Consider the following 13,251-nt stretch of genomic DNA (forward strand, 5'->3'; position numbering starts at 1 on the left):
TCTTACTCTTGAAGACGTGCAACCTTCCAGATACCCTAGGTCGACCTCAAAAAATTTGCCCGCAGAAGGCTTGTCTGGAGGCTGATGCTACCGCGCCAGGACTACCTCGGTCACACCGCTTCCCGTCTCTTTGAGTCGCACCGGTAGCGACACCGGCAATACGCGCCGGAGGGTGGCCGTATCCCGTGGGTCGAAGACGCCTGTGATCGGCAGTGCGGCAACAGCCGGGTCGCGGATTACGAGCGGCAGATCGACATAGCGACTCATTTCGGCGAACGCTCGGTCCAGCCGTAAGTTGTCGAAACTGACGCGGTTGCCGCGCCACAATGCAATGCCTGCGTTGGATACAGCAGATACGGCAGACAACACTCCGGCCGCATCACTGGAGACTTGCTGCCCCGCCGACAAGTTAATTGCATCCCCGACATCGCTGCTTGCAGCCGCCTTCTCGGCATCTCCCGCCATGCGCATCACCCTGACCTTGCCTTCTTCGACTGCAACATGCACCCCCATGTTCGCTGGCATACCGGGAGTGTGTCGTACGGAAAATCGCGTTCCAACGACGGTGACGCATATTGGACCGGCAAACACGTGGAAGGGCCAATCGGCGTCGCTTTGAACGGCAAAAACTGCCTGACCATCAATCAGCCTCACCTCGCGACGTTGCCTGTAGTAGGTGACCTCCAAGCGTGTCGAGGTATCGAGTCGCAGGCGGGATCCATCTGGCAGTGGCACTTCAACCTGTTGGCCACGCTGAGTGCTGAATGCCTGCGTGAATACAGGTTGGGCTTGCCAATGGTTCCAAGCAAGAAGGCTCGTTCCTCCAGTGACAGCTGCTATGGCAGCCAGGGCGAAAGCCGACTTCAACACTTGTCTGCGGGACGGAGTGGTTGGAGCCTCTTGTTGCGAAGGCGATGGCCCTCTGGCGCCCGCCCTCGCGGCCCCGGAGGCGCTGGCCGCATCCATGGCCTGCTCATAGGCCAAATTGCGCTGCAGCATGCTCCTCATTGACTGAGGAATTTCGTCGAAGGATTGCCACTCACCTTGCCAGTGGCTGAAGGCGTCACTGTTCGCTTTATCAGCTGCAAGCCAATTCTGGAACATTTGCTCATCGTTGGCGCCGAACCCTTCGCCCTGGCGCCGGACGAACCAGTCCAGCGCTTCTTCGCGGATGCGCGAAGCGTCGCCGGTCTGGAGAGGAGGTTTTCTCATCGGGTGGTTCGTTCTTATATCTAGGTAGACGTACAGAGCGCCGGATACCCCAAGTTGAGGAGCAACAGATCCTTCAATTCAATCATGGCGGGATCGATTTAGTTTTCTACGCGGAGCGGATGGCATACCGCTTTCACCGGCTGACTGGGCTCGGCAACGCTCGCAGGCGTCTAGTGCATGCTTGATGTGTTGCTCCACCGCCTTGACAGAAATGCCCATGCGTTCCGCGACCATCGCGTAGGTCAGACCTTCGAAGCGGTTCAGCATGAACGCTTCGCGGCATCGCAGCGGCAGGTTATCGATGACGGTGACCAGCGCCGATACCCCCTGTTGCGACGACATCGCGGTTTCCGGCTCCCAGTTTCGAGAGCCGTGCGCCTCGTCGGGTCCAGCCTGCGTGGACGGTATTTCCACGCTGGCGCGGACGTCGCCGTGGCGCTGGTGGTCGATGACAAGATTGCGGGCAGTTTGGTAGAGCAGTGCGCGCGGATCACCAATGCACGATCCCGAAGCCTGAGCTGCATATACACGCGCATAACTCTCCTGCGTCAAATCGGCCGCAACAGCGCGGTCGGTCACTTTTCGGGAAAGAAAACTCAGCAATTCGCGGTAATAGCGCTCGAACACAGCCCGCCACGATCCTGTAAAGGTTGGTCGAAGTCCTTGGAGTGGTTGGCTTCGACGCAGCGTGGCTGACCTGAGACTCACATTAAGTGAGCATTAATCATACTAGATGGGAAACACCTTTTGTGCCGGCAGAGGAAGGGACGGATTGAGAGATTGAGAGATCGCGCCTTGGTGCTCGAAGTGACTGCTTTGCGGCAAGTAGCAGCAGTGTCTCGAACAAACATGAACGATGGCAATCGGTGCATGGCGGTCCTTCGAGGACCAATGCTGGTAGAGACCACTGGCAGGTTTTGAGTGGGGCCGTCAAATGCAACCCGAAGGTTGCGGGAGCCGTTTTAAGCAGCTCATGAACAAATAATGCCGCCCTGATAATCCACTTTGCGAGAGCTTCGAGTGCATCCCAAGCAGCCGGAAGGCTGCTTCAGATTACAGCGTCAATTGGGAACAGGTGATCCGCTGCAGCCCAAGTCGAACCTGCTCCATGACTGCTGGATCCGCTAGGCCTCTCTCAGGATGAGTTTTTACAAGCTTGTCACGACACCATGCAGGCCACTGCAAATAGTCATCGTCAATAGCAAGCCAAGCGGATGGTCAGCGACGAAACACATCTTCCCAGACCTGCATATCTCGGTAAGCTGATTCGAATTCGGCCCGATTCATCTGACTGTGAAAGGTTGCCCCGATGACTCTGGTGCGCAGTTCAAAAGGCAGGCGGCGCGCGGCACCATGACAGCCGTACTTCACGACCCAGGAAGTAGGCAGGACGATGCGGGCTGCAGAATGTGGTTCCAAGAGCTCGACCAGCAAAGAAGCATGTCCGAATAACCTGTCACTGGAAGATGCGTCTAGGTATGGCCCTTTTGACGCTGGCCAAAGCACATTATGCTGATGTAAAACACCGGCCCGCAACCAGACAAGCCTAGAGACTCTGACCTATTGATGTGCATGTTTGTCATGGCCGATCTTCTTCGGGAAAGTGCAGTTTTTTTAGTACCTGTTTGACATAAAGTATTACTCGACAGACTTTGGTGGCTTCTACGGCGATCCCCGCAATGTAGTGGTTAGCCTGAAGTATCGGTTCTGACCGAACGAACAAACCAAGGAGTCGACGATCGCGGAGATCACTGTACTCAACGGTTTCCGGGTTCATTCTTATTGTTGGATGACGTTGTCATCGCTGGCAACCGAATTCTTCGCTCCACAGCGACACAAAACATAGCAACCATCAATGCATCCACAGTGATTGAGTGTGTGAGCTTTTAGGTCGCACTCTGGCTACTTATTCTTCGGCAGTTGAGGCTACTGCCGGCCGCTCACCTCACTCCTTCGTTGGGCAACCTCCAGGCTAGTTTTGGCGCCGAGGCTCCCCCTTAAGTCCCCCCCCCTCTACGATACTTGCTGGCAGCTATCTTTCGGGGGGCTTCGGCTGCAGTCGGCGGCTATGCCATGTCCGGAGCTTGCGCCATGCTGCTCCAGCCGATCTGGCCCGACCTCATTTTCAGTCCATCATGCGGGCCAAAATGGTTGGCTTAGCCGTTCAAGCATCCATAGCGCTTCGGGTGACGAGTCCAAGATTGATGCCGCATCCCCGCCCCAAATACGGCACAAATGCCGGTCAATAGAATTGCAACTTACAATAAGAATTATTCGCATCATCAATGACTTGTGAACCATTCTCAATAAAAGTGAGGAGTGGCTTTGCAAGGTTTCTGAGTGGCCGCACAACCATGAAAGCATGCACCCGGAAAATGGACACTCTCTCCAGTCCCCGTATGGCTATCGCGCTACGAATCACCACCGCCATTTTTGCGGGCTACGGTTTCACCTGGGGCTTCATCGCAGCGGCAACCGCCGGGCTGTTTGCACTAGGCATGGCCTTTCATGATGCCGAGCACCTGAGCGCCATTTTCGGGCTTGTGATTTATCTTTGCGTATTTCTGTGGTCCTTCGCAGCCCGCAGCCTCGGACGTGTGTGGGCCGTGCTGTTGGGCGGTGGTGCTGCGATGGCGATTGCCGCTTCGCTGATTCAGCGCCACCTGATCTAAGGAAGGAGACGACACCCATGTTCCAGAATTTCCGTCTCTCCATGGCATGGCTGCATACCTGGTTCGGGCTCGCGCTTGGCTTTGTGCTGATGGCCTCCTTCTTCTTTGGATCGCTGTCGGTGTTTGACCGCGAGATTGATCGCTGGGCGATTCCTTCATCGCGCTTTGAACCACAGCCCATGCCCTCATTTGAGAAGGTGCTGCGCCCGGCTTTCGAGCAGATGCAACCCAGCAAGGCAAGTCTTGATTTCATGCGGGATCGTGTCAACGGCCCCATGCCGGAGCGCTTTGACACAGTCAAAAGCTGGGCTGCATACACCACGCACCGCGACCCGGTACTCAGTCTTTTTTCAGGCTACGAAGTGTCCAACGCCAAAGATCCGGAAGAAGGCGTCTGGGGCAACCGCACCATAGATCCGCGCAGCGGAACTGCGCTGTCAGACGACCAGCTCAAAATCGGCAGCCGCTTTTTCTATCCATTGCACTACAGCCTGAACCTGCAATGGAAAAGTGTCGGCTATTGGATCGTCGGATTTGCCGCGCTGGCGATGCTTGCTGCATTGGTCAGCGGCGTTGTCATGCATCGCAAGATCTTCCGCGAGTTCTTTACCTTTCGGCCGAAAAAGTCGACGCAACGCAGCACACTTGATCTGCACAACATGACCGGCGTTCTCGCGCTCCCATTTCACTTCTTCTTCGCATTCACAGGCCTGGTGATTTTTGCTGGCATCTACTTTCCCGTCACGCATACGCAACTTGAACCACTGCACGAATTGCACGAAAAAATCGAGGCACGGGAGATTGGCCTGCCACATGATCGAGCAGGCATTGCAGCTTCGCTGGCATCGGTCGATGACATGATGAACGAAGCGCGCCGCCGCTGGGCCGACAAAGGCATGGCAGGTGAAGTGGGCCTGCTCTCACTCAACCACGTTGGCGATGCCAATGGCTACGTCAGCGTCTTCCGCGCAGGTACCGATCGCATCGCTCTGGTGGGCGACGGCATCCACTTCAAGGCCAGCACCGGGGAGGTGCTGCGCGAAGATCCGCCTCGCACCGTAGTGGACAGCATCAACACGTTTTTGACAGGTCTGCACCTGCAGCACTTCCGCCACTGGCTGCTGCGCTGGATGTATGTGCTTGGCGGGCTGATGGGCTGTGTGTGCATCGCCACAGGCTTTATTTTCTTTGTGGAGAAGCGCAAGAAGCAGCATGCCAGGACGGGACATCAGGGGGCCCGTGTTGTAGATGCGCTGGCTGTCACCACGGTCACCGGTATGGTGATTGCAACCCTCGTCATCTTGATCGCCAACCGCTTGCTGCCGCAAATACTACCTGCAAGCTGGCCCGCTCGCGGCGATCTGGAGCAGTACCTCTTCTGGGCAGGATGGGGCCTGGCAATGGCTCACGCGTTTATGCGCAGTGCACCCGTTGCTGAGGGACTGATGAATCCCGCGTGGCGCGAGCAATGCAGGGCGATTGCGGCTCTCGCCGTACTGGCCGTGCTGCTGAACTGGTTCACAACGGGTGATCACCTCCTCAAAACCGTTTGGAACGACACTTACTGGCCCGTTGCAGGCGTGGATCTATTCCTGCTCTCGGGGGCCTGGCTGGCGTGGGTATCAGCGCGCAAGCTGAACCAGCGCACCGCAGCGACACGTTCCGCCCCCCACATCAAGACCAGCCATGCGTGAAGCCATTTTTCTCGGGGCAGCGCTGATCACCGGCTTGATCGGCATGGGCTGGCTTTCACTGGCCATGGACACGCATTGGCAGCAGGTGCGAAGCGAACCGATCTCGCCTCCAACCACCGTACGTCTGCGCATTCTCGGAGCGCTGCTGCTCACATCCAGTCTGGGCTTTTGCCTTGCAGCTGATCACGCGTCGATGGCCATGCTGGTTTGGGTGATGGGGCTGGCCGCCTCAGCGCTCGCCATCGCGTTCACGCTCACATGGCGACCCATGTGGCTGAAAGTCTTGACGCGGCCAATTCAGCCCTGACTGCGCCCTTAATGATATTGAATATCATTTGCATCGTATACTCGCCCCCGACGTGGCGGCCGGTCGGAAAGGCCAGAATACGCTACGAAGACGCCGACATCCATCCCTGATCTTCCTGTGCTCGCACACTATTACCGAGAGTTGTTGAGGTTTCTGCAGGGAGCTGTCAGAGATCGCGATACGGCCGCAGACTTGGCGCAGGAAAGCTATGCCCGAGTGCTGGCCGTGCAGCAGTCCGGCGAGACCATCACCGAGCCACGCGCCCTGCTCTACCGTACTGCTCGCAACCTGGTGATTGATCAGTACCGCCGCAGCGAAGTGCGCAATACATATGCGGCGGCAGAAGGCGACTCCTTCATCGACGCTGCCGATCTAGCTTCTGGTCCTGAAGCCCTCGAGCCAGAGGTGGCCGCAATGTCGTCTCAAACGGTAGATGCGCTGCTGGCGGCTATTGGCGAGTTACCTCTGCGCTGCCGTGAGGCATTCATCTTGCACAAGTTCGATGGGCTGTCCCAGCCCGAGGTGGCGCGTCAGATGGGCATTTCCCTGACCATGGTGGAGCGCCATATCAAACTGGGAATGCAGGCCTGTCGAGCCTGCCAGGAGCGGATGCAGGGAGGCGCAGACTCCCCCTCTCCTGGGGTTCAACCCAGGAGCGGCCAATGAGAATTGGCACTTTCTTCTCTTTTCCGGCATTGGGTTTTGGCAGACTCGTGCGTCTACCTTCATATCGCCTCTGGCTTTTCGCATCCGCATGACTGATCGCACCATTGCCCAATCGCCAAACAGCGACCTTGATGCCGAGGCCCTGGAATGGTTTGCGCGTTACAGCGATGCACCCGATGCTGCCTATTCAGACGCGGCCTTTTGCAACTGGCTGACTGGGCACCCGGATCGAAAAGCCGCATTCAGCCGCTGGCAAGCCGATTGGCGGCAACTGGATGCTCTGCCGCAATCAGGCGTTGAACGCTTGCGCCTCCAACTGAAGAAGGATCAGGCGCAGTCATCAAGAAAGAGCCGCACCTCGAAGCGCAAACCATCACGCTGGTCTGCGCTCATCCCGCAAGCCGCACTGTCAGCCATTCTGATGGCGCTTGTTGTCGGCGGCGGGTACAAGGCCTGGGACCATTGGCAGCAGCAACCCTTGTTTGCACACATGTACCAAACAGAGCGCGGACAACAACTGAGCGTGCAGTTGCCGGACGGCAGTCTCCTGAGGCTGGATACCGCGACACGCGTCGAGGTGAGCTTGTACCGCCAGCGCCGCGAGGTGAGATTGCCGCAGGGACAGGCCGTGTTCGAGGTACAAAAAAATGTGGACCGCCCATTCGACGTGGTAGCCGGCAACACCAAGGTCACTGTGGTGGGCACGCGCTTTTCCGTGCGCAACACCGCAGGAAGCCCCGTGCAGGTCGCCATCGAAGAAGGCAAGGTACGCGTGAGTCCGCTTCAGTCGGATGGCAGCAGCAGACCGGGGGCTACTGACGTCCTGCTGATGGCCGGCCAGCAGATGGCTGCTGCTGCTGATGGACCGTGGGGCCCCGTGAGAGCGGTTGCTGCTTCCGGCATCGCCCCCTGGCGCGATGGCCGGATCACCCTGGAGAACGTAACGCTTTCCGAGGCATTGGCTGAGTTCGAGCGCTACGCTCCCACACGCATGGTGGTGCGCGATGCGGCGGTGGGCGCACTGCGCCTTTCAGGCACGTTCGACCCGCAAACGCTGGCCCATTTCCGCTATGCCCTGCCCAAGGTGCTTCCCGTACGTTTGAAGGAAAACGGGGATGTCACGGAAATCGTAGCCCGCCACTGAAACATGTCTCGGGCGCCGCGCGGCATCGTTGCGGGCTGGGATCCTCGCAATCCCATTTTCAAAAAATTGGTGCGTGCAGGTTGGGGTTTCGCATTGTCATGCGTCTTCCTGAGAACGATTCTTGTTTCGTATCTTTTGGAGAGTGTTTGCATGTCCCGTTTTCGATTCCATCTTGCGCCGCTGGCAGCCGCTGTGACTGTGATCTTGGCAACCTCAGGCGCACAGGCGCAATCAGTCAGTGTGCAGGCCACGCTGACCGGGCCGGTTGAAATCCAGATCACTGCCCAGCCGCTGTCGCAAGCTCTGGTGGTTCTCGCACGCCAGGCGCACCTGGAATTGATGGTGCAGCCTGCATTGGTCGAAGGCCGAAGCGCGCCCGCAGTGCAAGGTCGCTTCACCGTGCGGGAAGCTCTGAATCGCTTGCTCGCGGGAAGTGGCCTGCACGCCGAAGTGGAGGGAAGGTCTGTCGTTGTGCAACGCCAGCCGCAAAGCTCGGACGCTGCTACCATGCCGACGGTCACCGTGTCCGCCCTGGAGGAACGCGCAGCCACCACAGAAGGCTCGGACTCTTTCGCCACGCGTGCGGTAAGCATCAACAAAGGCGATCAGGCGCTCAAAGACATCCCGCAATCCATCAGCGTGATCACGCGCAAGCAGCTCGACGAGCAAGGCATCACGGACCTCAAGCAGGCAGCCAACATCGCAACCGGCACCGTGGGTGTAACCGGAGTCGGGCAGGGCATGGTGTTGGCGGCACGCGGCTTTCAGATCGACAACTGGCAATACGATGGCGTTGCGATTCCTCGCAACATGTACTCGCTCGGCAACTGGGCTGCAGAAGGGATGGTCTTCTATGACCGCCTGGAAGTCCTTCGCGGCGCATCGGGCCTGTTGCAAGGCACCGGCAGCCCTGGTGGCGCAGTCAACCTCGTTCGCAAGCGCGGCCAGAACGAGAAGACTGTGACACTGACCACGCGTATCGGCTCATGGGATCGCTACGGCGCTCAGCTGGACGCTGGAGGCCCCCTCAATGCAGAAGGGACGCTGCGCGGCCGGGTAGTGGTGGACGAGGCCAGCAGCCATTCTTTCGTCGACTACGTGAACGAGCGTACTCGATCGCTATATGCGGCACTGGACTATGACATCAGCCCAGATACGACGGTTGGCCTGGCGGTGAGCCAGCTGGACAGCAAGGGGCGGCCCTTCATCTATGGCGTGCCCCTGCGTGCAGACGGCAGCGATGTAGGCCTTTCCCGCTCCACGTTCACGGGTGCCTTGTGGAACCACGACAAACTCAAACAGACCACGGTTTACGCCGACCTGAATCACCGTTTCAACGCGGACTGGAAGCTCAAGATTTCGGCCTTGCACATGAGCGAGACGAACAACTCCACGCACCAACGCATGCATGGCACCGTAGCTTCGGACGGAAGCGGAATGACCTACGCAGACTGGATCACCCACTTCGACTCCAGCAAGGTCGGGCTCGATGCGTTCGTGAACGGCCGCTTCGATGCCATGGGGCTGCACCATGAAGTGACGCTGGGTGCGGATTACTCCAAGTACAAATCCGATGATATGTACGCCCGCAACTTCACGTCGGGCGGCAACCTCTTTGATATCGATCACAACCGCCCCAAGCCCACCGTGGACAGCCTGCTGGCGGCCGGTGGCCGGCAAGCCTTCTCATCGTACGACGTGCAGCAAAAGGGCATCTATGCCAGCTGGCGCGCTCAGCTGACCGAACCGTTGACTGCCATCGTGGGTGCCCGCGCCAGCTGGTACGACCTCCTCTACAAAGGATCGCTGTTCGACACTCGCGAAGTCATGCACGCATCGGGAGAAATCATCCCTTACGCCGGTTTGGTGTATGCGCTGACGCCCCAGTGGTCGGCCTACGGCAGCTACACCAGCGTGTTCGAACCCCAATCGGCACGCACAGCCGCAGGCAAGGTACTGGACCCCATCATCGGCTCGAACTACGAACTGGGTATCAAAGGCGAGCTGATGGACAAGCGCGTCAACACGTCGATCGCTGTGTTCCGCTACGACCACAAGAACCGCGGCGTCAACGATATCGCATCCGGCTATGCCTGCGACGGCTGGTTCTGCTCCACCGCGTCCGGCAAGGTCCGCAGCCAGGGCCTTGAAGCCGAAGTGAGCGGCGAAGTGATGAGCAATCTGCAATTAGTGGCAGGCTACACCTTCAATACCACCAAATTCTTGCGCGATCCCGACAACCAGGGCAAGGTCTTCAGCACCTGGACCCCCAAGCATATGCTGCGCGTCTGGGCGTCTTACCGCCTGCCTGGCGACTGGAACCGCCTCACCACAAGCGCCGGTTTCACCACGCAAAGCCATACGCTTGGCTATGACCGCTCATTCGACATTGCCGGCTTCACCACATGGAACATGCGAGTCGCCTATCAAGTCACGCCCGAGCTCCACGTAGCGCTGAACCTGAACAACATATCCGATAAGCGATACATCGTTCCAGGCTACACCGGGTACACCGGCGCCAACTATGGAGATCCGCGCAATATCATGCTTACTTTGAAATACACCCCTCGCCTTTAACGATTCACGAGGTACCTAGGCCAAAGAGTTGAGCAACGTCTGCGGCCTTTTTACAATGGTGCTTCACCTCCGATCTGCATGCCGAGTGCCATCTGCGCAGCGAGCCAGGAGTCGTATCGTGCACGATTGGTTTTGGGAAAATCCAGATCATCCCATTGCGATGCCCATTCCCGAAAAGCAACATGTGTCTCGTGCTAGACGTCGCCAAGCGATGCAATTCCGGCAACTCCTGCTGCTCACACATGCAACCCGTCGAGACCGAACTCCTGATCTCGTAGCCATATGCATGGACTTCGGCCAGCCCAATTCCCTGAATCTCTATGGCTCCGGATCCGATCACAGCACTTGCCCTCAAATCAAATGAATAAGTCCTTTTAAGACAATGACTTATTCATTTTTCGCGTTTTGACACTTTATGCTTTAAATCCGCACACACAGCCGTATGCCTTGCCGATAGAAACGGCCAGCTTATGCTGTATTTAGAGGTCGAGAAACGCCTGACTGCACACATGGCTTTTTCTTTTTCAGCCTGTCTATTGACGATTTATTTTTTGAAGCCGCTCAATGCTGCGCTTAGCCACAATCTGCGCTGCCTCATGCTTGGCCACTTCAGTTCGCGTGGCATCACTGAAAAGCTGCCCGATAGTTTGAACGCCCTCATGCATAGCAATGTGGAGCATCGTGATACAGGAGGCAGCACCCGACATCATCCAGGAAAGCTCTTCGGCCCGTTTCAGTTCCGGCCATCGACAGAAACGACGAGGCGGCTTCAGGCTGAACAAGGCTTTTCGGATAGCACGAAGCAAGAGAATTGCTCGTTTGATTCATGAGGAAATTCCTTCAATGATTCAGCATGAGATGTGCTGCTTTGCCTGGGCCCGTCACGGCCTTATTTCAGTCGTCAATCACTTTCGGACTTGCCTGTTTGGCGATCACAGGTGCGCCCGTCCCGCATTCCAGTAAACCGGGCATTCCTACCGCTTGGTCGTGTGGGGAAGATCAGTTGTAAAAATTCCAATCTAGTCCGACAAGTGGGGGAGGATGAAATCTTGGACTAGTGATCGGTCTCAGAGTGCTGATGCGCTTTCATTCTTTGGAAGCAGGTCCTTGAAGAGCCAACTGGCACGCAACCTGCTTAAACCAAGCATCTTGTATACATTTGGGTATTCATCATGCTGATTGGTTCATTTGAAGATTGGAAGCGGGCTTACCAAGAAGGCGCTGACCCTGCTGCATTGCTTGAGCAGCAGCGCTGTAGTCTGACCAGCGATGACTCGGCCTGGATCAGCATTGCCAGTGACGCGCAATTGAAAGCGCAGTTGCTGCAACTGGAGGCACTTCAGCAGACCCAAGGCCGTGAGCGTCTGCCTTTGTACGGCATCCCCTTTGCGGTCAAGGACAACATCGATGTGGAGGGCTTTGTCACCACGGCGGCCTGCCCTGCTTTCGCCTACCAGGCACAGCGCGATGCTGTGGCCGTTCAGCGTCTCAGGCAAGCCGGAGCCATTGTTCTGGGCAAGACCAATCTGGACCAGTTTGCCACCGGTCTCGTCGGAACGCGCTCACCATTTGGTGCCGTGCCCAATGCGTTTGACAGCAGACTTATTTCCGGCGGCTCCAGCTCAGGCTCGGCATCTGTGGTGGCGCGTGGTCTGGTTCCATTTGCCCTGTCCACGGACACGGCTGGATCGGGCCGCATTCCTGCGGCCTTCAATCAGATCGTCGGAATCAAGCCCACTCCCGGTGCAGTGCCCGGCACTGGTTTGGTGCCTGCCTGCCGCACGCTGGACTGCATAGGCGTTCTGGCGCTGAATGTGGCCGATAGCGCTCTGGTTCTGTCACTCATGGAAGGGCCTGACGCACAGGACAGCTATGCCAGATCACGCCCCTTCATCGCCAAACATACCCCGCTGTCTCAACTGCGCGTGGGGGTGCCTGATGCACGCAAGCTTTCCAGTGATTATGAGGATGCATTTGCTGCGTTTCTTGTGCGTCTGAAGCCGCAAACCGAACGGGTACAAGCCTTGCCCTTTGATGCATTGTTTGAAGTCGCCAACCTGCTGTACTACGGCCCCTGGGTCGCTGAACGGGTGGTCGGAGCACGCGGCATCTACGAACAACAGCCAGAAGCCTTGCTGCCAGTGATTCGCCAGGTTCTGGACGTACACCAGCGCTTCAACGCTGCCGATACCTTCAATGCCCAGTACCAACTGCAGGACCTCAGACAGGAAGCCGAGAATATCTGGCAAGAATGTGATGTGCTGTGTGTTCCTAGCGCACCACGCCACCCCTCCATGGCCGAGGTGCAAGCTGACCCGATCGGCGTCAACTCGGAGATGGGAACCTATACCAATTTCGTCAATCTTCTCGGTTGGTCGGCGATCGCAATCCCTGCATCGCAACTGCCAGACGGCCTGCCCTTTGGCATCACCTTGATAGCGCCGGGCTGGCGCGAGCCTGATCTGGTGCGCTGGGCACAGCAGTTGGAAGCACAAGCCAATCTGTGTGCCGGCGTGACAGGCCTTCCCGCCCAAAACGCTGGCTCACTGCCAGCATGGCGGGTACCGACACAAGGCGAGACCATCGAAGTCGCCGTGGTGGGTGCACATCTGCGTGGCATGCCTCTCAACCATGAATTGCTGGCTTGTGGTGCGCGCTTTCGCGAGGAGACGAGCACCGCCTCAGACTACCGCCTGTATGCCCTGCAAGGCACGGTACCTCCCAAACCTGGAATGGCACGGTCAGACGAAGGGGCGGCTATCACAGTCGAAGTGTGGGACATGCCAATTGCCAACTTTGGCCGCTTTGTAGCCGGCGTTCCAACGCCTCTGGGCATTGGTTCGGTGCAGCTGCAGGATGGACGCAGCGTGAAAGGCTTTATCTGCGAAGGCCATGCATTGACACAGGCCCGGGACATCACCGCGTTCGGCGGCTGGCGCGCGTACTGCCAGTCTCTGTGAAGCACGCTGCGGCGCACAG

Annotated in this window: 10 protein-coding genes and 1 pseudogene; 8 read left to right on the plus strand and 3 right to left on the minus strand. The window is 57.8% G+C overall.

The features are described from left to right. Positions 1–87: 87 nt before the first annotated feature. From O987_RS21670 to O987_RS29890, 3 genes and pseudogenes are all read right to left on the minus strand, one after another. On the minus strand, positions 88–1,212 hold the full coding sequence (locus O987_RS21670) for a FecR family protein (protein WP_043374701.1): 1,125 nt from the start codon (positions 1,210–1,212) through the stop codon (positions 88–90). Between the two features lie 78 nt (positions 1,213–1,290). Beyond that, complete coding sequence (locus tag O987_RS21675; RefSeq protein WP_051962246.1) at positions 1,291–1,839, minus strand: RNA polymerase sigma factor; 549 nt, start codon at positions 1,837–1,839, stop codon at positions 1,291–1,293. 426 nt (positions 1,840–2,265) lie between these two features. Continuing rightward, positions 2,266–2,748 (minus strand): annotated as a pseudogene (locus tag O987_RS29890) (HAD domain-containing protein). 818 nt (positions 2,749–3,566) lie between these two features. Between O987_RS29890 and O987_RS21680 the strand changes: the two are divergent. The 8 genes from O987_RS21680 to atzF all read left to right on the plus strand — a co-directional run bounded on the left by O987_RS21680 (position 3,567) and on the right by atzF (position 13,232). Then, positions 3,567–3,884 (plus strand): iron uptake protein, encoded by a 318-nt coding sequence (locus tag O987_RS21680; protein WP_235214197.1) that lies wholly within the window; start codon positions 3,567–3,569, stop codon positions 3,882–3,884. 17 nt (positions 3,885–3,901) lie between these two features. Beyond that, the gene (locus tag O987_RS21685; RefSeq protein WP_043374707.1) at positions 3,902–5,578 is read left to right on the plus strand and encodes a PepSY-associated TM helix domain-containing protein; all 1,677 of its coding nucleotides are present in this window, start codon (positions 3,902–3,904) and stop codon (positions 5,576–5,578) included. Then, positions 5,571–5,885: a DUF3325 domain-containing protein gene (locus tag O987_RS21690; RefSeq protein WP_043374709.1), complete on the plus strand. Its 315-nt coding sequence runs from the start codon at positions 5,571–5,573 to the stop codon at positions 5,883–5,885. Before O987_RS21685 ends, O987_RS21690 begins: the two co-directional genes overlap by 8 nt. A 117-nt stretch (positions 5,886–6,002) precedes the next feature. Beyond that, positions 6,003–6,551, plus strand: a complete 549-nt coding sequence (locus O987_RS21695) for a sigma-70 family RNA polymerase sigma factor (RefSeq protein ID WP_043374711.1) — start codon at positions 6,003–6,005, stop codon at positions 6,549–6,551. Positions 6,552–6,639: 88 nt separating this feature from the next. After that, positions 6,640–7,695, plus strand: a complete 1,056-nt coding sequence (locus O987_RS21700; protein ID WP_043374714.1) for a FecR family protein — start codon at positions 6,640–6,642, stop codon at positions 7,693–7,695. 150 nt (positions 7,696–7,845) lie between these two features. Continuing rightward, positions 7,846–10,272: a TonB-dependent siderophore receptor gene (locus O987_RS21705; protein ID WP_043374717.1), complete on the plus strand. Its 2,427-nt coding sequence runs from the start codon at positions 7,846–7,848 to the stop codon at positions 10,270–10,272. 470 nt (positions 10,273–10,742) lie between these two features. Further along, positions 10,743–11,102: a hypothetical protein gene (locus tag O987_RS28945; protein ID WP_144244964.1), complete on the plus strand. Its 360-nt coding sequence runs from the start codon at positions 10,743–10,745 to the stop codon at positions 11,100–11,102. Positions 11,103–11,444: 342 nt separating this feature from the next. After that, complete coding sequence (gene atzF / locus O987_RS21710; protein WP_003052219.1) at positions 11,445–13,232, plus strand: allophanate hydrolase; 1,788 nt, start codon at positions 11,445–11,447, stop codon at positions 13,230–13,232. The last annotated feature ends 19 nt before the right edge of the window (positions 13,233–13,251 follow it).

Origin of the sequence: Comamonas testosteroni TK102 (genome assembly GCF_000739375.1) — a bacterium.
Lineage (GTDB): Bacteria > Pseudomonadota > Gammaproteobacteria > Burkholderiales > Burkholderiaceae_C > Comamonas > Comamonas brasiliensis.